General features: G+C 60.0%; 22 protein-coding genes, 1 tRNA gene and 2 pseudogenes. 21 read left to right on the forward strand and 4 right to left on the reverse strand.

All coding sequences use genetic code 11. The annotated features are described in order from the left end of the window. Positions 1-124 precede the first annotated feature (124 nt). Both J3P81_RS06865 and J3P81_RS06870 read left to right on the forward strand, forming a co-directional pair. Positions 125-379 carry a succinate dehydrogenase assembly factor 2 gene (locus J3P81_RS06865; RefSeq protein WP_003184348.1) on the forward strand — a complete coding sequence of 85 codons (255 nt, stop codon included), beginning with the start codon at positions 125-127 and terminating at the stop codon, positions 377-379. Next, the gene (locus tag J3P81_RS06870) at positions 363-815 is read left to right on the forward strand and encodes a protein YgfX (protein ID WP_434562818.1); all 453 of its coding nucleotides are present in this window, start codon (positions 363-365) and stop codon (positions 813-815) included. The genes J3P81_RS06865 and J3P81_RS06870 overlap by 17 nt, the downstream gene beginning before the upstream one ends. On the opposite strand, the gene nadB is transcribed toward J3P81_RS06870, so the two are convergent. Further along, complete coding sequence (gene nadB, locus J3P81_RS06875) at positions 778-2,400, reverse strand: L-aspartate oxidase (RefSeq protein ID WP_434562820.1); 1,623 nt, start codon at positions 2,398-2,400, stop codon at positions 778-780. The genes J3P81_RS06870 and nadB overlap by 38 nt on opposite strands. Before the next feature lie 557 nt (positions 2,401-2,957). Here nadB and rpoE point away from each other — a divergent pair. The 4 genes from rpoE (at position 2,958) to J3P81_RS06895 (ending at position 6,770) form a co-directional block, all read left to right on the forward strand. After that, positions 2,958-3,539, forward strand: coding sequence for an RNA polymerase sigma factor RpoE (gene rpoE / locus J3P81_RS06880; RefSeq protein ID WP_003172477.1), 582 nt, complete (start codon positions 2,958-2,960; stop codon positions 3,537-3,539). A 30-nt stretch (positions 3,540-3,569) separates the two neighbouring features. Next, the gene (locus tag J3P81_RS06885) at positions 3,570-4,157 is read left to right on the forward strand and encodes a sigma-E factor negative regulatory protein (RefSeq protein WP_039593313.1); all 588 of its coding nucleotides are present in this window, start codon (positions 3,570-3,572) and stop codon (positions 4,155-4,157) included. A gap of 8 nt (positions 4,158-4,165) precedes the next feature. Next, positions 4,166-5,113 (forward strand): MucB/RseB C-terminal domain-containing protein, encoded by a 948-nt coding sequence (locus J3P81_RS06890; protein ID WP_420766708.1) that lies wholly within the window; start codon positions 4,166-4,168, stop codon positions 5,111-5,113. 229 nt (positions 5,114-5,342) lie between these two features. After that, positions 5,343-6,770, forward strand: coding sequence for a DegQ family serine endoprotease (locus J3P81_RS06895; RefSeq protein ID WP_434562822.1), 1,428 nt, complete (start codon positions 5,343-5,345; stop codon positions 6,768-6,770). Between the two features lie 68 nt (positions 6,771-6,838). Here the strand turns inward: J3P81_RS06895 and J3P81_RS06900 are convergent, their stop codons facing one another. Further along, entirely contained in the window at positions 6,839-8,272 is a 1,434-nt protein-coding gene (locus J3P81_RS06900; RefSeq protein ID WP_434562824.1) for a M48 family metalloprotease, read from the reverse strand. A 98-nt stretch (positions 8,273-8,370) separates the two neighbouring features. Here J3P81_RS06900 and J3P81_RS06905 point away from each other — a divergent pair, with 98 nt between their 5' ends. Then, positions 8,371-8,610: a sulfurtransferase TusA family protein gene (locus J3P81_RS06905; RefSeq protein WP_434562826.1), complete on the forward strand. Its 240-nt coding sequence runs from the start codon at positions 8,371-8,373 to the stop codon at positions 8,608-8,610. A 29-nt stretch (positions 8,611-8,639) separates the two neighbouring features. Beyond that, positions 8,640-9,710 carry an AI-2E family transporter gene (locus tag J3P81_RS06910; RefSeq protein ID WP_434562828.1) on the forward strand — a complete coding sequence of 357 codons (1,071 nt, stop codon included), beginning with the start codon at positions 8,640-8,642 and terminating at the stop codon, positions 9,708-9,710. A gap of 138 nt (positions 9,711-9,848) precedes the next feature. Here J3P81_RS06910 and J3P81_RS06915 read toward each other — a convergent pair whose 3' ends face one another. Together J3P81_RS06915 and J3P81_RS06920 are read right to left on the reverse strand one after the other, a co-directional pair. Next, on the reverse strand, positions 9,849-10,322 hold the full coding sequence (locus J3P81_RS06915) for a peroxiredoxin (protein WP_434562830.1): 474 nt from the start codon (positions 10,320-10,322) through the stop codon (positions 9,849-9,851). A gap of 10 nt (positions 10,323-10,332) precedes the next feature. Continuing rightward, entirely contained in the window at positions 10,333-10,893 is a 561-nt protein-coding gene (locus tag J3P81_RS06920; protein WP_003184325.1) for a glycine cleavage system protein R, read from the reverse strand. Positions 10,894-11,208: 315 nt separating this feature from the next. On the opposite strand from J3P81_RS06920, the gene dapA reads away from it, so the two are divergent. The 13 genes and pseudogenes from dapA (at position 11,209) to J3P81_RS06985 (ending at position 24,920) form a co-directional block, all read left to right on the forward strand. After that, positions 11,209-12,087: a 4-hydroxy-tetrahydrodipicolinate synthase gene (gene dapA, locus J3P81_RS06925; RefSeq protein WP_420766702.1), complete on the forward strand. Its 879-nt coding sequence runs from the start codon at positions 11,209-11,211 to the stop codon at positions 12,085-12,087. Between the two features lie 17 nt (positions 12,088-12,104). Next, positions 12,105-13,220: an outer membrane protein assembly factor BamC gene (gene bamC, locus J3P81_RS06930; protein WP_420766701.1), complete on the forward strand. Its 1,116-nt coding sequence runs from the start codon at positions 12,105-12,107 to the stop codon at positions 13,218-13,220. Positions 13,221-13,224: 4 nt separating this feature from the next. Next, positions 13,225-13,983, forward strand: coding sequence for an MBL fold metallo-hydrolase (locus tag J3P81_RS06935; protein WP_420766700.1), 759 nt, complete (start codon positions 13,225-13,227; stop codon positions 13,981-13,983). A gap of 28 nt (positions 13,984-14,011) precedes the next feature. After that, on the forward strand, positions 14,012-14,725 hold the full coding sequence (gene purC / locus J3P81_RS06940) for a phosphoribosylaminoimidazolesuccinocarboxamide synthase (RefSeq protein WP_434562832.1): 714 nt from the start codon (positions 14,012-14,014) through the stop codon (positions 14,723-14,725). An 83-nt stretch (positions 14,726-14,808) separates the two neighbouring features. Further along, positions 14,809-14,898: transfer RNA gene (locus tag J3P81_RS06945), tRNA-Ser, on the forward strand. A 211-nt stretch (positions 14,899-15,109) separates the two neighbouring features. Continuing rightward, positions 15,110-17,179: a hypothetical protein gene (locus tag J3P81_RS06950; RefSeq protein ID WP_434562834.1), complete on the forward strand. Its 2,070-nt coding sequence runs from the start codon at positions 15,110-15,112 to the stop codon at positions 17,177-17,179. A gap of 90 nt (positions 17,180-17,269) precedes the next feature. Beyond that, on the forward strand, positions 17,270-17,581 hold the full coding sequence (locus J3P81_RS06955) for a hypothetical protein (RefSeq protein ID WP_434562836.1): 312 nt from the start codon (positions 17,270-17,272) through the stop codon (positions 17,579-17,581). Between the two features lie 75 nt (positions 17,582-17,656). Beyond that, positions 17,657-18,571, forward strand: a complete 915-nt coding sequence (locus tag J3P81_RS06960) for an Ig-like domain-containing protein (RefSeq protein WP_434562838.1) — start codon at positions 17,657-17,659, stop codon at positions 18,569-18,571. Between the two features lie 23 nt (positions 18,572-18,594). Next, on the forward strand, positions 18,595-20,700 hold the full coding sequence (locus J3P81_RS06965; RefSeq protein ID WP_434562840.1) for an RCC1 domain-containing protein: 2,106 nt from the start codon (positions 18,595-18,597) through the stop codon (positions 20,698-20,700). Between the two features lie 2 nt (positions 20,701-20,702). Continuing rightward, positions 20,703-22,316, forward strand: a complete 1,614-nt coding sequence (locus J3P81_RS06970) for a hypothetical protein (protein ID WP_434562842.1) — start codon at positions 20,703-20,705, stop codon at positions 22,314-22,316. Positions 22,317-22,607: 291 nt separating this feature from the next. Then, positions 22,608-23,255, forward strand: a pseudogene (locus tag J3P81_RS06975) (MCP four helix bundle domain-containing protein); the annotation flags it as partial. 306 nt (positions 23,256-23,561) lie between these two features. Continuing rightward, a pseudogene (locus tag J3P81_RS06980) lies at positions 23,562-24,161 on the forward strand (methyl-accepting chemotaxis protein); the annotation flags it as partial. 12 nt (positions 24,162-24,173) lie between these two features. After that, positions 24,174-24,920: a phytanoyl-CoA dioxygenase family protein gene (locus J3P81_RS06985; RefSeq protein ID WP_434562844.1), complete on the forward strand. Its 747-nt coding sequence runs from the start codon at positions 24,174-24,176 to the stop codon at positions 24,918-24,920. Positions 24,921-24,923: the final 3 nt, after the last annotated feature.

A 24,923-nucleotide genomic window follows, 5' to 3' on the forward strand; every position in this document is an offset into this window, starting at 1 on the left:
GGTGGACATCATAAGGGGGCGCCCTTGAAATGGGTAGTTGCCAAAGGATCGTCGACGGCCGACAAAGCCGTGTGTTCCGCCACGGCCGGGCCTGTATACTTGCGCCCTATTTGAGGAGCGCTCCATGGTCGAAGATGTTGAACTGAATCGCCTCTACTGGCACAGCCGCCGCGGCATGCTTGAGCTTGACGTGTTGCTGGTGCCTTTCGTGAAGGAGGTCTACCCCCACCTCAATGAGGTTGACCGTGCATGCTACGTCCGCCTGCTGGAATGTGAGGACCAGGACATGTTCGGCTGGTTCATGGAACGCAGTGAGTCCGAAGATCCGGAGTTGCAGCGCATGGTCCGGATGATCCTGGACCGTGTCCAACCCAAGTAATCGCTTCGAATGCCGCTGGCGCGCCTCCGGGCAGTTGTTGGCGGCCTATCTGCTGGCGCAGCTGTTCGCCCTTGGCTCGTTGTTGCTATTGGCCGTTCCACCCGGGTTCGCAGCCGTCGGCATCATACTGTGCCTGGGCCATGGCGCCTGGGTACTTCCGCGACACCTGCTGCTGACCCATCGACAGGCGTTTCGCGGCTTGCGTCGCGATGCCGGTGGCTGGCAGCTATGGAGCTCCGACGGCGGCTGGCAATCGGTGCAGTTGCGGCCCGATAGCCTCGCATTGCCGATAATCGTCGTGTTGCGCTTTCGGCTCCAGGGCGAGCGGCGGGTCCGCTCGCTGTGTGTGCCCCGTGATGCGCTGGCGCCGGATGTGCACCGACGCCTGCGAGTGCGGCTCAGGTTCCGCCGGCGTAGGTGGGCGGCACCAGGATAGTATCCAATGGCTCGGGCAACAGATCCGGGTAATCGAGGGTGTAATGCAACCCTCGACTTTCCTTGCGTTCCATCGCCGAGCGAATCATCAATTCGGCCACTTGCGCGAGGTTGCGCAGTTCGATCAGGTCCCGGCTGACCTTGTAGTTACTGTAGAACTCATCGATCTCATCGAGCAGCAGTCGTACCCGATGCTGGGCCCGTTGCAAGCGTTTGTTGGTGCGCACGATCCCAACGTAGTCCCACATGAAGCGCCGCAGTTCGTCCCAGTTGTGGGCGATGATGACGTCTTCATCCGAGTCGGTGACCTGGCTGGCATCCCACGAGGGCAGGGCGGCAGGTATGTCGATGCGCGGCAATTGCTCAAGGATGTCGGCCGCTGCCGAGCGGGCGTAGACGAAACATTCCAGCAGCGAATTGCTGGCCATGCGATTGGCGCCGTGCAGCCCGGTGAAACTGGTTTCGCCAATGGCATACAGGCCGGGGACGTCGGTGCGACCGAACTGATCGACCATGACCCCGCCGCAGGTGTAATGCGCCGCCGGCACCACCGGGATAGGCTGCTTGGTGATGTCGATGGAAAATTCCAGGCAGCGTTCGTAGACCGTCGGGAAATGACTCTTGATGAACGCTTCGGGCTTGTGGCTGATATCCAGGTAAACGCAGTCGATGCCCAGGCGCTTCATCTCATGGTCGATGGCTCGGGCAACGATGTCCCGTGGGGCCAGTTCGGCGCGGGGATCGAAGCGCTGCATGAAGCGTTCCCCGTTGGGCAGCTTCAGGTGCGCGCCTTCGCCGCGCAGGGCCTCGGTCACCAAAAAACTCTTGGCGAGCGGGTGATATAAACAAGTCGGGTGGAACTGGTTGAACTCCAGGTTCGCCACCCGGCAACCGGAACGCCAGGCCATGGCAATGCCGTCACCGCAGGCGCCGTCCGGGTTGCTGGTGTAGAGGTAGACCTTGGCCGCGCCACCGGAGGCCAGGATCACGAAGCGCGCCCCGTAGGTGTCGACTTCGCCCGTGCCACGGTTGAGCACATAGGCGCCCAGGCAGCGATCACCGTTCAGACCCAGGCGTTTTTCGGTGATCAGATCGATCGCGACCCGTTGCTCCAGCAACTCGATGTTCGGCCGTTGCCTGGCCTGGGCCAGCAGCGTCTTGAAAATCGCCGCGCCGGTCGCATCGGCGGCATGGATGATCCGCCGATGGCTATGGCCGCCCTCGCGGGTCAGGTGAAATTCAAAGCCGCCATCTTCGGTGCCGGACTGCTCATCGCGGGTGAATGGCACGCCTTGGTCGATCAGCCATTGGATGGCCTCCCTGCTGTGCTCGACGGTAAAGCGCACCGCATCCTGATTGCACAGCCCGCCGCCAGCGTTGAGTGTGTCGTCGACGTGGGATTGGATCGTGTCGGCGTCATCCAGTACGGCCGCGACGCCGCCCTGGGCCCAGAACGTCGAGCCGTTGGCCAGGTCGCCCTTGCTCAGCACGGCGATGCGCAGATGCGCAGGCAAAGTCAACGCCAGGCTCAATCCGGCGGCACCGCTGCCGATTACCAGAACATCATGTTGGAACTGTTGGCTCATTCGAATGATTTCCGCTCAAAGCGACCCGTGAGGGGTTGGCGCCGGACATCCGTTTGACGGGTCGGGCAGCCTTGCAGCCCACTAGTATATAGAGGGGGGGATCGGCACAATAGCCGGGCAATCATGGCGATGTGAAACCAGCGTGACGGAAAAACAACACGCTTCGTCGGATCAGGGTTTTCTTAAAATGGCGACAACGCGACGTTTTCGCGGACAGAACGTTGTTTATCTCGTCACGGTTGCCAGATTTTCGTTTCGAAGAGCTGAAAATAGCGGGAACTTTTGCCAAGCGCCTACGTTCAATAGACGGTTGTCTGCAAAAGGGAACAGCGTCGGGTTGGTTAAGGACTTCGATTCAAGTCCTCGTCCGACAGGCCCGGCGACAGATTATTCGCGCAGCCGGGGAATCTCGTGCTGCGTTTTTCGTGCGTGCCGGATCAGAGCGCGCCGGAAACTTGCTTGGAAGGGGGAGAACTTTTGCGAAAAGCCCGAGTCTATGTTTGCAAGCCCGGTCGATTAGTAGTGCAACCCTCCTTCGAGCTTATCGAGGAGTGTTCATGCTAACCCAGGAAGAGGATCAGCAGCTGGTCGAACGCGTTCAGCGCGGCGACAAGCGAGCTTTCGATCTGCTAGTGCTGAAATACCAGCACAAAATTCTCGGGTTGATCGTGCGTTTCGTGCACGACACCCATGAAGCCCAGGACGTTGCCCAGGAAGCCTTCATCAAGGCCTACCGCGCACTTGGAAATTTCCGCGGGGATAGCGCGTTTTACACGTGGCTTTACCGCATCGCCATTAACACGGCGAAAAACTATCTGGTTTCACGCGGCCGCCGGCCGCCGGATAGTGATGTGAGTTCCGAAGACGCTGAGTTCTACGATGGCGATCATGGCCTCAAGGACCTCGAATCTCCGGAGCGTGCATTACTGCGGGATGAGATCGAAGGCACCGTCCATCGAACCATCCAGCAATTGCCTGAAGATTTGCGTACGGCTTTAACTTTACGTGAATTCGACGGTCTGAGTTACGAGGACATTGCGAGCGTCATGCAATGTCCGGTGGGTACCGTGCGCTCCCGGATCTTCCGCGCTCGGGAGGCCATCGATAAAGCCCTGCAACCGTTGTTGCAGGAAAACTGAGACAGCGGCGACAGCCAAGAGAGGAACGCCATGAGTCGTGAAGCCCTGCAGGAATCGCTGTCCGCAGTGATGGATAACGAAGCGGACGAATTGGAATTACGTCGGGTATTGAATGCCTTCGACGATGTTGAAACCCGTGAGACCTGGGCGCGCTATCAGATCGCCCGGGCTGTCATGCACAAGGACCTGCTGCTTCCGCGTCTGGATATCGCTGCGGCAGTGTCTGCTGCGCTGGCTGATGAAGCCGTACCGGCAAAAGCCTCCCGCGGTCCATGGCGCAGCCTGGGTCGCCTGGCTGTAGCTGCTTCGGTCACCGTAGCGGTATTGGCCGGTGTGCGGTTGTACAACCAGGACGAGATCGCTGGCGTTCAAATGGCGCAGCAATCGAACCAGCCAAGCCTGGCAACGCCACAGGTCAAAGGTCCTGCGGTGCTGGCCGGCTACAGTGAAGGTTCGGAAGCTGCTGGCCCGATGAACAATGGTGTCCTGCAAGGACAGCCAGGCTGGCACGATCAGCGCCTGCCTAACTACCTGCGCCAGCATGCCCAACAGGCTGCATTGAAGGGCACTGAAAGCGCGCTGCCCTACGCTCGCGCGGCCAGTCTGGAAAACCGTTAAGGAGGACCATGCGCGCCATACCTCTTTTATCGCTTCTGCTCGGTGGCTGGTGCGTGATTCCAGCCCATGCCGGCGAGGCTCAAGACTGGCTTAATCGTCTGAGTCAAGCCGAGCAACAGCAAAGCTTCCAGGGCACTTTCGTTTACGAGCGTAACGGTAGTTTTTCTACCCATAACATCTGGCATCGCGTCCAGGATGGCAAAATCCGCGAGCGGTTGCTCCAGCTCGACGGTTCGGCACAGGAGGTCATGCGCATTGATGGACGTACTCAATGCGTCAGTGGCACCTTGATCGCCGGGCTGGGAAATACGCCAGATGGCACTGCACGTGCGCTCGATCCGCAAAAACTCAAGAATTGGTATGACCTTGCCGTGATCGGCAAGTCGCGTGTGGCTGGGCGACAAGCTGTCATTGTGGCCCTGACCCCGAAGGACCAGCATCGCTACGGGTTCGAGTTGCATCTGGACAAGGAAACCGGGCTGCCGCTCAAATCCCTGCTGCTCAACGACAAGGGACAGTTGCTCGAACGCTTTCAATTCACCCGCCTGAACATCACCTCACCTTCGGACGCTGACCTGCAGGCCAGTGCCGAATGCACGGCTGTTGCGCAGGATCCGAACAAGGCGACGGCAGTGAAGACCGCATGGCGTTCGGACTGGCTTCCGCCGGGCTTTGAATTGACCAGCAGTGTTGCGCGAAATGACCCGGACACCAAAGTGCAGGTCAGCAGCCTCATGTACGACGATGGCCTGGCTCGGTTCTCGGTGTTTCTGGAACCGTTGAACGGCGCCACGGCTACCGATACCCGAACTCAGCTAGGTCCGACCGCCGCCGTATCCCGCCGTCTGACCACGCCGCAAGGTGAAATGATGGTCACGGTGGTAGGTGAGATACCTATCGGGACGGCGGAACGGATCGCGCTTTCCATGCGCTCCGACGTCGCGGCAGCCAAGTAGCCATTGCGCAAGTGGCTCGATTGCGCGGCAGGCCATTAACGCCAAGGCTTGATCGAATTGCTGAAACTTCCTGTCAGCATTTTCATTTGCAAAAAATCGATTTTTTTTCTATTAGGTCAGAGCCGCTCGGCTCTGGCCTTGTCTGTTTGCGGAACGAAAATACCGGCGTATCGTTCTCCGGTGTTTCAGCTCCATATCGCTTAACCATGCTCGTCGTAACGGGAGCCGTATGTCGATACCACGCTTGAAAACCTATCTCTCCATATTCGCCACCGTGCTGGTCCTCGGTCAGGCCGTTCCCGCAGCGGCGGTCGAATTGCCGGACTTCACCCAACTGGTCGAACAGGCTTCACCCGCAGTCGTGAACATCAGTACGACGCAGAAGCTGCCTGAGCGCCGGGTGATGGGCCCACAGATGCCGGACCTGGAAGGTCTGCCACCCATGCTGCGCGAGTTTTTCGAGCGCGGAATGCCGCAGCCTCGTTCACCGGGTGGTGGCCGCCAGCGGGAAGCGCAATCCCTGGGTTCGGGTTTCATTATTTCGCCCGATGGCTACATCCTCACCAATAACCATGTCATCGCGGATGCCGATGAGATCCTGGTCCGCCTGGCCGATCGCAGTGAGCTCAAGGCCAAACTGATCGGCACCGATCCACGGTCCGATGTGGCGCTACTCAAAATCGAAGGCAAGGATTTGCCAGTCCTCAAGCTTGGCAAATCCCAGAACCTGAAGGCCGGCCAATGGGTCGTGGCGATCGGTTCGCCGTTCGGCTTTGACCACACCGTGACCCAGGGCATTGTCAGCGCCATCGGCCGCAGCCTGCCGAACGAGAACTACGTGCCGTTCATCCAGACCGACGTGCCGATCAACCCCGGCAACTCCGGCGGCCCGTTGTTCAACCTTGACGGTGAAGTGGTGGGCATCAATTCCCAGATCTACACCCGCTCGGGCGGGTTCATGGGTGTGTCCTTCGCCATTCCAATCGACGTGGCCATGGACGTTTCCAATCAGTTGAAAAGCGAAGGCAAAGTCAGCCGTGGCTGGCTGGGCGTGGTCATCCAGGAAGTGAACAAGGACCTGGCCGAGTCGTTCGGGCTGGAAAAACCCGCCGGTGCCCTGGTGGCACAGATCCAGGAAGGTGGCCCGGCTGCCAAGGGCGGCTTGCAGGTTGGTGATGTGATTCTCAGCCTCAATGGCCAGCCGATCGTCATGTCCGCCGACTTGCCGCACCTGGTGGGTGCCCTGAAGGCCGGTGCCAAGGCCAGCCTCGAAGTGATTCGCGAAGGCAAGCGCAAGAACGTCGAGTTGACCGTTGGCGCTATACCGGAAGAGGGCAAGGAGCTGGATTCGCTGCCCAAGTCCGGCGTAGAGCGCAGCAGTAATCGCTTGGGCGTCGCGGTGGTCGAATTGACCGACGAGCAGAAGCGCACTCTGGAACTGCAGGGCGGGGTGGTGATCAGGGAAGTACAGGACGGTCCTGCTGCACTGATCGGCCTGCAACCGGGCGACATCATTACGCACCTGAATAACCAGGCCATCGGGTCCGCCAAGGAATTCACCGATATCGCCAAGGCCCTGCCGAAGAATCGCTCGGTGTCGATGCGAGTCCTGCGCCAGGGACGTGCGAGCTTCATCACGTTCAAACTGGCTGAATAAGCCCGTCCGCAGCTGAAAAAAACCGCCTCGATGTATGTCGAGGCGGTTTTTTTATGCCTGGCTGAAGCTCAGCCCATCATGTCCTTGACCATTCGCTCCTGTTCCATAAGCTCACGCTGCCGTGCGTCGATGCGGGACGACAATGGAAAGTTGCCGCCGGCGCGGCGTTTGGCGAAGTCCAATTGTTGAATCGCCTGGCGATAGTCGCCGACCAACGCGAAGTATTCGGCGCGGGCCTGGTGCAAGCCGATGATGTTGCCCGACAGGCCGCGCGTCTCGGCAACCATGTACCAGACGTCCGGATCGTCCGGGCGACTCTTGAGCAGCGTCTCCAGGGCTTTTTCTGCGTCAGCGGGGCGGTTTTGCTTTAGCAGCAGGTCAACGCGCACTTGGTTGAGAGGATAGTTGCCAGGGTATTGAACCAGCATCCGGTCGACGCGGGATTGGGCGTCAGCCAGCTTGTTGTTGGTAATGTCCAGATCGACTTGGGCCAGGTTGTAGATGATTTCGTTGGGTGATTTGGCCAGCAGCGGCTTGAGGTTCTCCCGCGCTTCATTCAACTGGCCCCCCTTGACCTGGGCGATGGCCAGGCCATAGCGGGCCACATCGTTTTTGGGGTTCTCGTCCAACAGTGCGCGGAAGCGCTTGGCGGCCAGGCCTGGGGTTTCCTCATAGGTCAGCTGGACGCGCGCACGAATCAGTTGATAACGCATGCTGTCCTCGATGCCCCCCGGCTTGGCCTGTTCGGCGCGGTTGCGGGTGTCGGCGATACGCGACTCGGTGACCGGGTGCGTCAACAGAAACTCCGGAGGCTTGGCGTCAAAGCGGTATTGGCGCATCAGACGCTCGAACATGGTCGGCATGGATCGAGGGTCGTACCCAGCTTTTTCCAGATTCTGGATGCCGATTCGGTCGGCTTCCTGTTCGTTCTGGCGCGAAAAGCGCCGTTGCTCCTGGATGGCGGCGGCCTGGGTCCCCGCGATGGCGGCAATCCCTGCATCGCCCCCGCCAGCGGCGGCGACCACGATGCCAGCCAGCAGCGCGGCCATCATCGGCACTTGCATGCGCTGTTGAGCTTCCACGCCACGGGCGAAGTGGCGCTGCGACAAGTGCGCCAGCTCGTGGGCCATGACCGACGCGTATTCGCCTTCGGTCTGTGCGTTGAGGAATAGCCCGCCATTGACCCCGACGATTCCGCCCGGTGCGGCGAAGGCGTTGAGCTGCGGGCTGTTGATAAGGATGAATTCCAGGCGCCGGTCATTGACCTGGCTGGTCTCCACCAGCTTGTAGACGCTGGTTTCGACGTAGTCCTTGAGCTGGGGGTCGTTGAGCTGTGAAACCTGGCTGCGCAGCAGCGCCAGCCAGGCGCGGCCCAGTTGGTGCTCCTGTTCTGGCGAGACGATGGCAGAACTGGCGTCGCCAAGTGACGGCAGGTCGTCGGCGAAGCCCGGTGAGGCAAGCAGGCAGGCGAGCGTCAGCAGGGTGGGGCGCAGAAATGTCATGCACGAAGCCTTAGTCGACAAAGACCTTACTGTAGCCGGACAGCGGGTCCGGGACCAGATATTCTAGGCGGCTCGACGACCCGTTGCGGAGTGAAACAATGACCGATGCTGTAGCCCACGATGCCGAGCTGGACGCCAGTGGCCTGAATTGTCCGTTGCCGTTGCTCAAGGCCAAGCTGGAACTCAATCGTCTGACCAGTGGCGCCGTGCTCAAGGTAACCGCCACGGACGCTGGCTCCCAGCGCGATTTCCGCACCTTCGCCCGGTTGGCCGGTCATACGCTGCTGCGTGAAGAGGACGAAAACGGCACCTACCGTTACTGGTTGAAAAAAGCCTGAAGGCAGGCGACATCTCTTAGGGATTTTTAATGTTCAAAGTGTTACGCGACTGGATTCAGCGCTACTTTTCCGATGAAGAGGCGGTGGTCCTGGCAGTGCTCCTGTTCCTGGCTTTTACCGCCGTGCTCACGCTGGGCGGCATGTTGGCACCGGTGTTGGCGGGGATGGTGCTGGCGTACCTGATGCAAGGGCTGGTCATTACTTTGGAGCGCTTGCGACTGCCGGGTTCGGTCGCGGTAGGGTTGGTGTTCGCGCTGTTCATGGGCGTGCTGGTGGTCTTCCTGGTGGTGATCGTGCCCTTGCTGTGGCACCAGTTGGTGACATTGTTCAACGAATTGCCGGGGATGCTCGTCAAATGGCAATCGCTGCTGTTGCTGCTACCGGAGCGTTATCCCCACCTGGTCTCGGACGAGCAGGTATTGCAGACGATCGAAGTGGTACGCGGCGAGATCGGCAAGTTCGGCCAGTGGGCGCTGACGTTTTCGCTGTCCAGCCTGCCGTTGCTCGTGAACGTCATGATCTATCTGGTGCTGGTGCCGATCCTGGTGTTTTTCTTCCTCAAGGACCGGGAAATGATCGGACGCTGGGTCCGCGGTTACCTGCCGCGCGAACGGGCATTGATCACCCGGGTGGCGCAGGAGATGAATCGGCAGATCGCCAATTACATCCGCGGGAAAGTCATCGAGATTTTTATCTGTGGCGGCGTGACCTACATCGGCTTCGTCGCCCTGGGGCTCAATTACGCCGCCCTGTTGGCGCTGCTGGTGGGTATTTCAGTGGTGGTGCCCTACGTCGGCACCGTGGTGGTGACCGTGCCGGTGGCATTGATCGCACTGTTCCAGTGGGGCTGGAGCGATCAGTTCATCTATCTGATGGCCGTCTACGGAATCATCCAGACCCTGGACGGCAACGTGCTCGTACCGTTGCTGTTCTCCGAGGCGGTGAACCTGCATCCGGTGGCGATTATCTGCGCAGTGTTGTTGTTCGGCGGATTGTGGGGGTTCTGGGGAGTGTTCTTCGCGATTCCCCTGGCGACGCTGTTCAAGGCAGTGCTGGATGCGTGGCCGAGCAAGGAGCCGGTAGTGGCGCCGTTGTTATAAGAGGTGAGTTAGCCTAGCCGGTGAGGCTACCGGCCTCTTCGCGAGCAGGCTCGCTCCCACAGGGGATTTGCGGTGTTCCGTGAAATCCTGTGGGAGCGAGCTTGCTCGCGATGAGGCCGAAGCTGACAACGAAAAAACTCAGGCCTTGTTGAGCGCCTGAGCCGCCGCCAACACCGCATCCACATGCCCCGGCACCTTCACGCCACGCCATTCCTGGCGCAACACTCCCTGTTTATCGATCAGGAACGTGCTGCGATCAACGCCCAGGTATTCCTTGCCGTAAAGCTTCTTCAACTTGATCACGTCGAACGACTGGCAAACCGCTTCGTCCTTGTCGCTGATCAGCTCGAAGGGGAATTCCTGCTTGCACTTGAAGTTCTCGTGGGACTTGAGGCTGTCCCGGGAGACGCCGAACACTTCGGTGTTGGCGGCCTGGAATTGCGCGTACTGATCGCGGAAACCCTGGCCTTCGGTGGTGCAGCCGGGCGTGCTGTCCTTGGGGTAGAAATAAATGACCACTTGCTTGCCCTTCAGGGCTGCGAGGCTGATGGTCTGCCCGCTGGTGGCGGGCGCCTGGAAATCGGTAACCGGCTGGTCGATGGCAACGGCCATGAACGCTTCCTTACATTGGGTTTTGTGGGCGCCACGGTTCGATCAATGCGTCCAGGTTCATCGCATCGGCGAAATCCAGGAACTGATCACGCAGCCAGCTGATCTGGGTGCCGGCCGGCAGTGTCACGGTGAACGTGGCGTTGAGCATGGTGCCGCCGGTCTGCGGGGCCTGGTAGGTGTCGCAGGTCAGGTTCTCCAGTTCGACGTGGTGGTCCATGAAGAACTGGCACAGCTCGTTGATGATGTCCGGGCGGTAGGCCGAGCTCACGTAAGCCACATAAGGCAGGGCCTGGGGACGATTCTCCAAGGCGGCGCTGCGTACCACGTTGACGGTGAAGGCATGTTTCTTGGCCAGTACGGGCAGGCTGCCCTCAAGGCGGGCCAGCGCGTCCCAGCTGCCGGAAATTTCCAGCACGAGCGCGCTGCACTCGCCATGACGGGTCAGGCGTGACGTCACGACGGCGCAGCGATTTTCATGGCTGGCGCGGCACAGGACGTTAGTCAGCTCCATGGGGTTGGCGCCAAGGGCACTGATAACAAGGAATTGTTCGCGGACTGTGGGGGTGGACATGCAGCATTCCTAAAGCGATGAGCGGTCGGTACGTTTCAGCTCGATGTGGTGCCAGCCTTGGGAAATCGAACGGTTCAAGCCCTTCGCCTCGTGGATGCGTTGCGTTGCGGGGCAACACAAATACACCGGGACACACGCAGGATCGGGGCTTGTAACGACGAAAACGGAGGCTGGGGACCGGCGTATGAGCTTATCGCTACCGATCAAAGCCTGAAGGGTAGCGAAAACCATCGCCAAGGGGAATGGGAGTTCGCTTGTACAAGCATCTTGGCGCCAGTACCATTACGGCTCTCTTTTTCCGGCAGGAGCGGTTTCATGATTGCGGGCAGTATGGTGGCACTGGTCACACCCATGGATGCACAAGGGCGTCTTGACTGGGCCAGCCTCAGCAAACTCGTGGACTTCCACCTTGAAAACGGCACCCATGCCATTGTCGCCGTCGGCACCACCGGCGAGTCGGCTACCCTTGATGTCAACGAACATATCGAAGTCATCCGCGCCGTCGTCAAGCAGGTCAACGGGCGCATTCCGGTGATCGCCGGCACCGGAGCCAACTCGACCCGCGAAGCCGTCGAACTGACCCGCAACGCCAAGGAAGCCGGCGCCGATGCCTGCCTGCTGGTCGTTCCGTACTACAACAAGCCGACCCAGGAAGGCTTGTACCAGCACTTCAAGTACATTGCCGAAGCGGTCGACATCCCGCAGATCCTCTATAACGTTCCCGGCCGCACCTCCTGCGATATGCAAGCCGAGACCGTGATTCGCCTGTCCACCGTGCCGAACATCATCGGCATCAAGGAAGCCACGGGCGACCTGGTACGGGCCAAGGCCATCCTCGATGGCGTCAGCAAGGATTTCATCGTGCTGTCTGGCGATGACCCGACAGCCGTCGAGCTGATCCTGCTGGGCGGCAAGGGCAATATTTCCGTGACCGCCAACGTCGCTCCGCGAGAAATGGCCGATCTGTGCGAGGCCGCGCTCAAGGGCGATGCCGAGACCGCACGTGCAATCAACGAAAAACTGATGCCGCTGCACAAGGACCTGTTCATCGAAGCCAACCCGATCCCGGTGAAGTTTGCCTTGGTCGAAATGGGCCTGATGCACGAAGGCATTCGCCTGCCGCTCACCTGGTTGAGCAACACCTGTCACGAACCGCTGCGGCAGGCCATGCGCCAGTCCGGCGTCCTGGTTTAATTGAGGAAGTACAACGCATGAAGCGAATGGCCGGACTTTCCGCACTTGCCTTGATTATCTCCAGCACCAGTGGCTGCGGGTGGATCTGGGGACCGGATGGTTACTTCCGCGACCGTGGTAGCGACTACCTCGAAGCGCAACAGACTGCACCGATGCAACTGCCACCGGACGTCAGCGTCGCCAAGCGTTTGGATCCGCTGCTGCCGATCCCGCGCAACGTCGCCGACGACAGCGTCAAGGGCGAATACGTTGTCCCGCGACCACAGCCGCTGTCGGCCGTGGCCGATGCCAGTGACTACACCCTGCAAAAGAGCGGTGACTCCAGCTGGGTCATGGGCCAGCACCCACCGGCCGAAGTCTGGCCGGTGGCGATCCAGTTCTTCCAGGACAACGGTTTCCGCCTGGATGAGCAGCGCCCACAGACGGGTGAATTCACCACCACCTGGCAGCGTTCCGATGAACTGTCCGCCGCCATGGCCAAGCGCCTGAGCGCCGCCGGTGTCTCGGCAGACAGCGAAACCCGCGTGCGCGTACGGATCGAGCCGGGCGTACAGCGCAACACCAGTGAGATCTACGTGGTCAGCGCCGAGCGTCCCGCCGGCAGCACCGCCGACGTGGCCTTCACCAATCGCTCGGTCAATACCGGCCTCGACGCCGCGCTGGTGGACGACATGCTTGCCAGCATGAGCCGCACCGCGGAGCAGGGCGGTTCGGTTTCGATGCTCGCGACCCGCGACTACGACACGCCAAGCCGCGTCAGCCTGAGCGAAGACGGCAGCGGCAACCCGGTGCTCAACGTCGGCTCCGACCTCGACCGTGCCTGGTCGAGCGTGGGTCGTGCGCTGGAGCAGGGCGAATGGCGCGTTGAAGACATCAACCGCAGCCTGGGCCTGTACTACATCAACCTGGCTGAAAAAGCCGAGAAGAAAGACGAGAAGCCTGGCTTCTTCAGCAACCTGTTCGGCAGCGCGCCGGACAAGGAAGAAATCGAAGCCCGCGCCGAGCGTTACCAGGTTCGCCTGAGCAAGGTCGGCGACAACGTCCAGGTCACCGTCGAGAAGAACATCAACACCGTGGCGCCGGCCGATGTAGCCCGCAAGGTGTTGGGCGTGATTCAGGACAACCTGGGCTGATCCGATGCGTTTTGCCGTTCTCGGCAGCGGTAGCCAGGGGAACGGCACGCTGATAGCCAGTGCTGGGACCTACGTTCTGGTCGATTGTGGTTTCTCCCTGCGGGAAACCGAGAAGCGCCTGTTGCGCCTGGGTGTGCACCCGGCGCAACTGAGCGCGATATTGGTGACCCACGAACATGCCGACCACGTGCATGGCGTGGGTTTGCTGTCTCGGCGCTACAATCTGCCGGTGTATCTGAGCCGTGGGACGTTCGAAGGCCTGCGCAAACCCATCGAGCCAGCTGGTTTCGTGGCCGGCGGCGAGCAACTGCGTGTCGGCGGCCTGGATATCAGCGTGGTCAGTGTGGCCCACGATGCCCGGGAGCCAACCCAGTATGTGTTCAGCGACGGCGAGCGGCGCTTTGGATTGCTCACCGACCTGGGATCGTATTGCGACAGGGTCATGGACAGCTACCGGGACCTCGATGCGTTGATGATCGAGTCCAACCACTGCCGGGACATGTTGGCGCGTGGGTACTATCCGTATTTTCTCAAGCAGCGGGTAGGCGGGGAGCACGGACATTTGAACAACCACCAGGCGGCATACCTGGTGGCCGAGTTGGGCTGGCAAGGCCTGCAACACCTGGTCCTGGCCCATTTGAGCAGCAAGAACAACCTGCCGCAGCTGGCCCGGCAATGTTTCGTCGACACCCTTGGGTGCGACCCGGACTGGCTGCAACTGGCCGATCAAGATTCAGGGCTCGACTGGCGACATATCGCCTAGCCCATCTACTTAGCAAGCGGAGCCCATCATGGAAAAACGTGAAGAACTCTACCGCGGCAAAGCGAAGTCGGTTTACAAGACCGACGACGCTGACCGCTTGATCCTGCTGTTTCGCAACGACACTTCGGCGTTCGACGGCAAGCGCATCGAACAACTCGACCGCAAGGGCATGGTGAACAACAAGTTCAACGCCTTCATCATGCAGAAGCTCGAAGCCGCCGGCGTGCCGACTCAGTTCGACAAGCTGCTGGGCGACAACGAGTGCCTGGTCAAGAAGCTGGACATGATCCCGGTCGAATGCGTCGTGCGTAACTACGCCGCTGGCAGCCTGGTCAAGCGCCTGGGCGTGGAGGAGGGCATGAAGCTCAACCCTTACACGTTCGAGCTGTTCCTGAAGGACGACGCCAAGGGCGACCCGTTCATCAACGAATCCCATGTCGTGGCCTTCGGTTGGGGCACCGCCGAGCAACTGGCTCGCATGAAGGAACTGTCCCTGAAGGTCAACGAGGTGCTGACCAAGCTGTTCGACGACGCTGGCCTGCTGCTGGTGGACTTCAAGCTTGAATTCGGTGTGTTCAGCGATGGCTCCATCGTCCTGGGCGACGAGTTCAGCCCGGATGGCTGCCGCCTGTGGGACAAGGACACCAAGAAGAAAATGGACAAGGACCGCTTCCGCCAAGGCCTCGGTGACGTCATCGAAGCCTACGAAGAAGTCGCCCAGCGCCTGGGTGTATCGCTGTAGTCGACGCAAGCGACTGATAGCACGGAAAAAATTTCGCCCGGGGGTTCGCTTCCGGCGAATGTGCTGGTATGATGCGCGCCACTGGAGAGATGCCGGAGTGGCCGAACGGGACGGATTCGAAATCCGTTGTACTGGCAACAGTACCTAGGGTTCAAATCCCTATCTCTCCGCCATTATTGAATACGACTAAGCCCCTGAAATGGTTGAACATTTCAGGGGCTTTTTCGTTTTTGGCGATTTGAACAATCCGTTTCTCATCCAGCCTCACCCTGCCGTCCGTCGTGAATCTCTTCCGACCTGTAAATTCTGACAGTAGCCCGCCCTCCCAGGATGAAGTTTGATGACTCCATGCCGAAAGGCCATGCGCCATTGTCAGGAGACATCATGGACATCCAATCTTCCGCCTTGAACGAATTGTTCGCTCTATACCCTGTGGTCATCATGGGATGGGTAACGCCAGTGAAGCCGGCAAGTATTGCGGATGGCGGCATTCCCAAGAGCCTTTACGACGATCAGCCCGATGGGCTGGAATGCCTGATCGACCCGTGGACCGAACTCCAGAAACGTTCCTGGACAATGGCGGTTGATGACCGAGCTGATTTGTACGTCAATGACGATGCTTTTCCGGTGGATGGGAAGACCGTAGGGCCGGGAGAAGAACAGCAGCGCATGAGGCTGTATGTGCCCCGTAATCGGTTACGGGATGGCGTCAACCGGTTGCACTACAAAGTAACCCGTCCCAGTCAGAACGGTGAACCATCCGGGGATTTGCACGTGCTTTACCACCTGTGGTCGCCGGGTCAGCCTGCGCCCGGAAGTCTCAACCTGGTGATTCCCCCCGCTGTCATTGCCGACGGAGTCAACGCCGACCGGGCGGCGCAGGGCGTAGAGTTTGGTTTTGAATATTCCAACAAGCGGAGCTACGACCACATCGATTTCTTGATAGGCACTGTGACGGTGCCATTTGAGGTATTGGACGGTTCGGTGCCCGTGGTGCATACGCTTTTTACCGATACATTCGTACAGGCGGGGGACAACCCAAACACGCCTCTCGTATTCAGGGTGACGGACCAACTGGGCAACTCCAGCCAATCATCAATCAAATACATCAATGTCCACCTTGATGAGGTCGAGCAGGAACTACCGGCACCGATCGTCGAAGGCGTGGAGGACGGCGGCACGCTCGATCCCTCTCAAACCGAAGTCTGGACCAGAGTGTACGGTGATAGGTTGAACCTTGGTGATGACGTCACCGTAACCTGGACGGACCCAAGCGGAGCGATCACACCCTATGTCTCTGCACCCAAATCGTATACGGCCAACGACCAACTCAATAATTACCTGCGGTTTTTGATCCCTGCGGCTGATGTCCTGAGATTTCTCGACAAGAGTGTGACAGTCACCTATACGCGGGATCGAGACGGGACGACCACCGGACCGTCCCTGCCGTTCAATATGCGGGTTGAAACGCCTGTATTGCTGGAACCGTTCAAGGTGATGGGGGCACGCTTCAATCGCACGACATACAGGGCATCCGGCAGTTCACGATTGCTGAGCGCGCTTCATGCCAACTCCCTGCAGCCGTTGCCCGTCGAATGGAAATACGTCGATGAAATCAATTGGAGTACCCCTTCCGCTACCTGGCGCGACAGCCAACCATCGAAGCCACTTCAGGTGCGCTCCAGCAGCCATGAAGCGACCCTGAACCCGGCAAATATCTTCGGCAATGGCGTCGATACCCTCACCACTGGTGGTGCCGCCTTCGTAGCCTTGCTGAACCAAGGGAATGTGGTGGGTTGGGGAAACCGGGGTTTTGGTTCGGAGGTCCCCGCCTTGAACGGTATCGTTGAAGTGAGTTGTACCCAAAGCGCTTATGCGGCCCTTGATACCAGCGGCAGGGTATGGGTGTGGGGCAATGTGGCCGAAGGTGGGCGCATGGGCAACGTAGCGCCAACCGGCTTCGTCGAGATCGTCGGCAATGGCAATGCCTTCGCTGGCCGCAAGAGCAATGGGACGGTGGTGGCGTGGGGGGCGAATCGGGAAACCGATCTGGTACCGGCACCGATCAACAGTTACACAGATATCTTCGCTGTGTATGCCACTTCGCAGGCGTTCGCTGCCCGTCGAACGAACAACCCGGTCGTCGCTTGGGGAATCGCGGGGTTCGGTGAAACAGTGCCCGGGTTGATCAACGATGCCGTTGATATCATCGGCAGCTACGCCGCTTTTGCGGCCCTGCGTAACGGCGACAGAGTGCAGGCCTGGGGTAGCCCAGATTACGGCGGCGCACTGCCGGGCGGGCTGTCTGGCATCGCCTCTCTCGGGTGCTCCAATGCCCAGGCGTTCTGTGTTCTGAACAACAACCAGCAGGTGCAGTCGTGGGGTACGTCAGATTACGGAGGCGGCGGTGCTCCATCACCCAACAGCGATGTTGTCGAAGTCGTCAGCACCTAGCGCGCATTCGCCGCGCGTCGCAGTGACGGTACCGTGGGCGCATGGGGGCGGGCTGAGGAGGGCGGAACCGAGCCGGCGGGGCTCAACAACGTGGTGCAGATAGCCGGCAGTTCCGAGGCATTCGCCGCCTTGCACAGGAACGGCACCGTCACTGTTTGGGGCAACCAGGCAGTGGGTGGGGCAGCACCGGTGCTCAACAACGTCCTGGCTCTTTACAGTAACTCCCATGGTTTTACTGCTTTGACTGAGTCGGGTGACGTCGTTTCCTGGGGGCATGCCCAGGGTGGCGGCGATAACTCGTCGGCCATTGGGCAGTTGCGCAACAACGTTTCCTACTACCGCTCGCCACCGGCACCGAGGGCCTTGGCCGCCCAGGCTGAGCAAGCCAGCAGCCACTCTTGAATCATTTGTTCGGTTCTTGATCCGTCTCGGCGCACGGTAAGGACGTCGAGTCCTCTCTACCTATGAGGCTTCATCATGTCCGGTACACCTGAGCGTGCGGCAAACCTGCCTCCCCCGTCGGTGGATGAAGCGCCTGACGGCATCCTCGATCCTGCCGATATCCCGCTTGATGGCGCCCGTGTCCGGATCAAGCGCTCTACCGCCGATACCGACTGGGAGAAAGTGTTTGTCTTCGTCGGCCCTTCCTACAGCAATCAGTACCCTGTAGGAACGGTAATCAGGGATGTCGTGTTCTATGTCGAGGCAGAGCATTTTATCGCCGAAGCAGTCGATATCGTGATCATCCGCTATGAAGTGTTGATGAAAGATGGCTCCACGCAAGCCTCGGACAATCTTGAACTGAAAATGGATGTCGGCTTCGAGGCGCCTGCAATCCTGGACCTTAGCCAGGAAAATTATGTCGCGGTGGCTGACAAGGCTCCGCTGGACGTCCCGCCCTATGCCCTGATGACCCGAGTCGCGACCCGGGGCACTCCCCCTTATCGATATGAAAGCAGCAATGAATACGTCGCCAGCGTCAATGCCCAGACCGGCGAGGTGACCGCCAGGGGCAACGGCCAATGCACGATCACCGCCACCGACAGCTTGAACCAACCGCACCACTATGAACTGACCGTCAAGGGTATTCGGGAAGTGCATTTCTTGAGCCCCAGCGCTGAATGGGAGGGCATGAAGGCCGTTTGTGATGCCGCCGGAATGAACATGGTCACGCGCTCGGACCTCGACCGGTTACGGGCAGTGTACAAACACCCGGATATTGGTGAAGCGGTTGGGGAATATCTGGGTTGGCTGCCCTATCCATTCTGGACCGGTGACGCGGTGGGGGCGGGCAGCACCTATTGGGTCTATGAAATGGACACCGGTGACAAGACGTCAGCCGATGCCGGTGCTCATCACCAGGCACTCGGTATATCCAAACGAGCGCCTTGACCGTTAGCTTCGGAGGCCGCGATATGAACGACACGCCTGAAAACACAGCAATGAGCACTTTGTTGCCGCCGCCCTCCGTGGAGGGAATGGTTGACGGCGCCGTACTGGATCCCGACTCCGTGCCCCAGGGCATCAGGGTGCAGGTGCCCGCCGCCAGCTTGGCCGAAGGCGACCATGCCCGGCTCGACTGGACGGACGCGGCAGGTGTTGTCCCCGCTTATAGCGTTGACAAGCCCTATTCCCATAACGATGTGGGCAAACCCCTGTCATTCACCGTAGCCCAGGCAGAGGTCCGCCGGTTTCTCGACCGAAGCGTGGCGCTGACTTATACGGTGCAACGCCTGGCGGACGGAGCAGACGTGGGCTCCGAGGTCTTCAGCTTTCGGGTGGCAAAGCTGCCGCTGTCCGCGCCGACGATCCTGGAGGCCAGGGATGGTCAGTTGAACCCTGATGATTTATCGGCCAGCGCCACGGTGCAAATCCCACGCGAAGCCTGGCTCAAAGTCAACGATGTGGTGCGCGTGAGCTTGATGGGGGCAGTAGGCGAGGGAAGCACGGTGGTGACGCACACAGTCGCCTTGAACGAGGCCGGGCAGGCGTTGGAAATTGCCCTTCCTTACAGCGTGATCAACGCCAACGAAGGCCGATCTGTCGTGTTGTCCTATACCGTCAACGGGGCAGAGCCGAGCCCAGAGGCCGTTTATTCAATCAAGCGGGACATTGGCTCCGGCGAGCTGCGGGTCATGGGTGCGCGGTATAACCGTGGCCTGTATCGCTGTTCGGGGTGTTCGCGGCGCTTGAGTGCGTTCCAGGCCGCCACGGGGCGGCCGATCCTGGCGCAATGGCGATACGACGGCGATGACAATTGGGTCGTCGGCGCGACTTTTCGCGATACCGATGCATCCCGGCGGCTACAGGTACGCTCGATCGATTATCAGATAACGCTCAGCCCCGCAAATGTCTTCGGCAACGGGCTCGACGGTGCGCTCACCGGCGTCGCGGCTTTTATCGCCCGTCGAGGCATCGGCGATCTGGTCGGCTGGGGTAACTCCGGCGAAGGCGCCACGATCCCGGCAACCATTATCAGCATGGACGATATCGTTGAGGTGAGTGCCACGGCGGGTGCCTATGCCGCGCGCCGTGCCAACGGCAACGTGGTCGCTTGGGGAACGGCTACCCAGGGCGCGTCCATGGGAGACATCTCCAGACTGGATTTTGTCCGTGTAGTGGGAAATGGCGCGGCCTTCGCCGGTATCAAGCGTGACGGCACGCTAGTCGCCTGGGGGGACCCGGCGCGCGGTGGATCGCTGCCGGCGCCTATCGCGGAACTCACCGATTTCGTCCGGGTACACGGTGCGTCATCAGCCTTCGTGGCGATCCGCCGTACTGGAGGGATGGTGGCTTGGGGGGCGGCTGCCGGTGGAGGTGTGCTGAGCGACGACATCGCAACCTTGACCGATATCGAAGAGGTACTAGGCAACGATGCGGCGTTCGTGGCATTGCGCGGCAATAGGCGCTTGATCGCATGGGGCGCCGCCGATCAGGGCGGTGCACTACCGGAAGCGATCGCCTACCTGGACGACATTGCCGAGATCAGCTGCGCCAATGCGAAAGCCTTCGTCGCCCTGCGCGCCAGCGGACAAATCGTCGCATGGGGCGCTGCAACCCATGGCGGTGTCCTGCCGGAGCTGATCAGGGATCTCGATGACATTGTGGAGATAACCGCCAACTGGCAGTCCTTTGTGGCACGCCGCGAAAACGGCCATTTGGTGGCTTGGGGCTCCGCAGAGACCGGAGGTGCTGTCAGCGATGACGTGGCCCGGTTGAACGACATTGTCCAGGTGGTAGGGTCTTCCAAGGCTTTTGCCGCCCTGCGCAAGGATGGCAGTGTCGTGGCCTGGGGCGATGTGACGGTAGGTGGGGACACCGCTTTGGTCGCCGAAAGTCTGATCGATGTCCAAGCCATCTATGGCAACTCCCATGGCTTTGCCGCCTTGACCGCCGGCGGCCAGCTGGTGACTTGGGGGCATGTGAAGGGCGGGGGAGATAGTGCTGCGGTTCAAGCTCTGCTGGACGGACGGGTCGATTATTATCTGTCCGCCCAGTCAGTGACGCCGGAAGATAAATAATCATGGCCACTTTCTCGGCGCGGGATTTCTTCGCCCATCTAACCCCGATAGTGGTCCTGCTATGGCTATCACTGATCCTATCAGCCCAGGCCGCAACTGGCCCGGAGGTCGCGCAGCTGCTCAATAACCGATATCGCAGCACGCCGCAGGAATGCCCCGGCGGCCATGCGGCGTATTACTGCAGCGGGGTGTTGGTCAGTGGTCTGGCGGGCAATTTCGGGGTGAAGTTCTGGCAGCATGGCCCTACGGCCAGTGAACTGGGCGCGCGCGATTTTTCCTATCTACGGCGCGATGTGGGTACTCGCACTCTGACGCAGCCCAGCGGGATGGTGTTCAGTGACTCGTTTACTGCCATCAGCCAAGGCAAGCCGCTGGATGTGCTTTGTGCCTATCCGTTGGTGTCGGCGAATCGGGATAAATATGGTTGTGGCGTCGGTGGCAGCGAGAGTGATCCCGGCTCCTGCGCCGCACAGGGCGTCAGCGATGCTCCAGGCTGGTTGGCGTACTTTCAGCAACAGGGCCAGCAGCCCTTGCTGCAATGTTCGTTGAGCAGCCGGATCGCGGCGCAATTTCGCGCCAGCTTGCTGGCCCATGAGCAATTGGGTGGCAGTTGGGTCGCCCAACCCAATGAGTTACAAGTGCGCAATTGGGATCCCGAGACACCGACGAACATCCCACTGCAAGCGCTGTTTTACGACGTGGCCCGTGAAGGGGGGTTGTACGATGCCCTGCGTAATCAGCGTGAGTTTTATGCGACTACCGGCCAATGGTTGCCGATTCTACGCCTGGATCTGGCGCAGGCTGATGGTGCAGTCTTTGGCTTTGATTTGCAGGAACAGCTGTACATAGGCTATCAGGTCGCCGCGCGTTTGAATGCGCGCTACGCCGATACCTCACCCTCCTGTCACGGGGGCAGCGCGGCGTTCAATCGCAATGGCGTGCTGATACGCATCACCGACGCAAATCCATCTTTCCACGCATGGAATCCGAGTACTGGTTCGGTAGCACGCAATGGCGTGTCTTTTTCCTATATGCGCGCCGATATGCCGATTTCAAGGCTGGCCTGGTACAAGCATCACGGACTGATAGTCAAGGAGCTGGCAGCTCCAACGTCGTATCGCCTGACCGTACGGTGTTCCTACCCGTACGACGGTTCTACTTTTTCTCGTAGTGACAGTTGCAACGAACACAGTGCCAGTCCTTCCGTAAGCGGTCCGTGTGATGAACAGGGAATTTCCACGGTCGAACAATGGCTGGCTTTTTATAACTCTCTTCCTAATAAAATCACGGGGTGCAGCTTCAAAGGGGACCAGGAGTATTTCGCTCTAAGCATACAAGCCCGGATCCGACTTCCTCCTGCCTCCCAGATAGACCAAAACGAAGTCATCATTGCCAGTTGGGACCAAGACATTCCAGAACGGATTCCTCTGGAAGCGTTTTTCTATACCGTTCCCAGCCAGGCTCTACCCCAGGCTCGGTTTTTTCAGCGGGATTATTTCGAGCAGACCGGGAAATTCCTGCCGATCGTCAAAGTCAATCTAGCCCCTACGGCCAATGAGCCGAGCTTTTCCTATAGTCCGCAAGATCAGGCGGAGCCCGGGGCACCTGGAAAATGAAGATGTATAAGTCGTGCAGATTCTTCCAGTGCTATTGCTGCTGAGCGTTTGCTACATTCAGGCCACGACCGGTCCGGGAGGTCGCGCAGTCTCTACCTCAAACCGTTCATCCCGGCCAACCCGCTGGTTTGTGGCAATCAGACTAATGGGCTATAGCTCAAGACAAGGCTGCCGATAGGCAGGTATTCCCCCCGTGTAAGGAGTGACACCATGCTGCGGTTTTTCGCCGACTTGGGCTTTCGTTGGAAAATCACTCTGCCGATTGCGTTCCTGGCTGTGTTGCTGGTGCTGATGGGGTGGACGGGGATGCGCGGCATCGGCCAGGTGACCGAGTCCAGTACGCAATTGACCAAGCGATATCTGCCGGCCATCAGCCTGTTGCTCAATGCCGATCGTGATCTTTATCAGGCGTTCGTGGCCGAGCGCAGTTTGCTGGACGGTCATGCAAGCGAGCACCTGCAAGCGCTGGGTGCCAGTCACAGCGAAAATGCGAAGCAGGCTTATGACCGTGTGCAGCAATATGCCGCGATGCAGCCCGGTGCCGAGTCGCAGGCGTTGGTCAGTCAGTTCAATGACAGTTTCGGCAAATGGATGCAGGTTTCGCGACGGGTCCTCGAGCTGTCGGTAGGCGATCCGCAAGGCGCTAGCGCGCTGAGCTTTGGTGACAGTGAGCGCTTGTTCGAAACCATGCGCGATTCCATCGACAAGCTGGGTGAGCTGGAAGATGCTGCGTCGCATCGTGAAGGCGACGCAGCGATTGAAAACGGCGAGACAGTCGGGGTGCAACAGGGTGTGATTCTGTTGGTCGGTTTGCTCGGTTGCATCTTGGTGCTGGTTGCCCTGCCGCTGGTGGTGTTGAGCCCGATGCGTCGCTTGCTGCACCGCGTCGAGCAGATTGCCGAGGGCGGTGGCGATTTGAAAGGGCGTCTCGAGGTACGTTCGGCCGATGAGCTGGGACAACTCGGCAGCGCCTTCAACCGTTTCCTCGACAAGCTGCAACCGCTGATTGCCGAAGTAGGGCGGGTGACCGGCGAGGTCGATTCCGCCGCGCGGGCCATGGCCGATATGGCCGCGACGAACGATCGGTTGATCAGCAGCGAGCATGCCGCGCTCGATCAGGTCAGTACCGCCGCCACTCAAATGAGCGCGGCGGTGCATGAAGTGGCGCACAACGCGGTAAGTGCTTCGGATGCAGCGCAACAGGCGAGCAGTCAATCTCGCGATGGTGCCGAGGTGGTCAGCAGCACCATCGAGTCGATCCGCCAGTTGGCCCAGGAAGTGGAGAGCGCCTCGGGTACGATCGAGGCACTGGCCCAGGAGACCTCCAGTATCGGTGCCGTGCTCGAGGTGATCCGTGGCATCGCTGAGCAGACCAACCTGTTGGCGCTGAATGCTGCCATCGAAGCCGCTCGGGCCGGTGAGCAGGGCCGTGGTTTTGCTGTGGTGGCCGACGAGGTGAGGGCGCTCGCGGCCCGCACCCAGGACTCCACCAAGGACATCCAGGTTCGCATCGAGCGCTTGCAGAGCGGCGTCGCCAAGGCGGTACAAGCCATGCACGTGGGCAGCAGCAAGGCCCGGGACAGCGTGGAGCGTGCGGCAGGTGTCGATCAGGTGCTCAGCGGTACCGGCGGTTCGATCCAGCGGATCAACGACATGGCCGCGCAGATCGCCAATGCCTGTGAGGAACAAAGCAGCGTCACCGAGGAAATAGCCCGCAATATTTCCGATATCCGCGATCTTTCCAACGAAGCGGCCGCCAATTCTGCCCAAAGCATGCATGCCAGCCAGCAGTTGTCGAATCTGTCGAGGAATCTCGCAGAGCTGACCGGCCGCTTCCGCACCTGAGGAGGTGGTGTCGTGGCGACTGACGACCTTCTACGTGCCTTGCATCAGGACGGCTTCGTCCTGATGCCCGGTGTGTTGGACGCCGGGCAGGTCGCCGACCTGCGTCGCGCTATCGACTCGCTGAAGCCTCAGCACTGGGATTACAGCGGCGTCATCGATCATTACAAATGCGTTTTCAACCGGGGTCCGTTCTGGTTGCCGTACCTGGACGTGAGCGCAGTTATCGAGCTTGCCGAGGCCGCCTTGGGAGATGATTGCCATATCATCGGGCAGACAGCCTGGCGCTGCCATCCCGGTTTTATCGGCGCGCCTCTGCATCTGGATTACCTACCCATGGAGCTGCCGCCCGCCCTGTTGGCCGACCCCGGTTTCGAACTGCCGATGCAGGTGTTCACCGCACAGTATTACCTTGATGACATCGATGCTGACCTGAGCCCGACACGGGTAATACCCGGCAGCCACAAGGCGGGCCGGGCGCCTGCGGCGGGCGAAACGCAGTGGCAGGGACGTTCGGCGCAGCCAGTGTTGTGCCGGGCGGGCGATGTTCTGGTACTGCGCAGTGAGTTGTGGCACGCCGGCAGCGACAACCGGACCGCCGACCGCACGCGGTACATGCTCCAAGTGCATTACGGTCGGCGGATGGTTGCGCAGAAGTTCTCGCCTTATCTTCAGTGGCAGTTCAACCCCGCAGTACTGGCCGCCGCGACGCCTCGCCAGCGACGGCTGCTTGGCGATCACCAGGAAGCGGAATACGACTGAGCT

Source organism: Pseudomonas sp. R1-6 (assembly GCF_051132115.1).
Taxonomy (GTDB): domain Bacteria; phylum Pseudomonadota; class Gammaproteobacteria; order Pseudomonadales; family Pseudomonadaceae; genus Aquipseudomonas.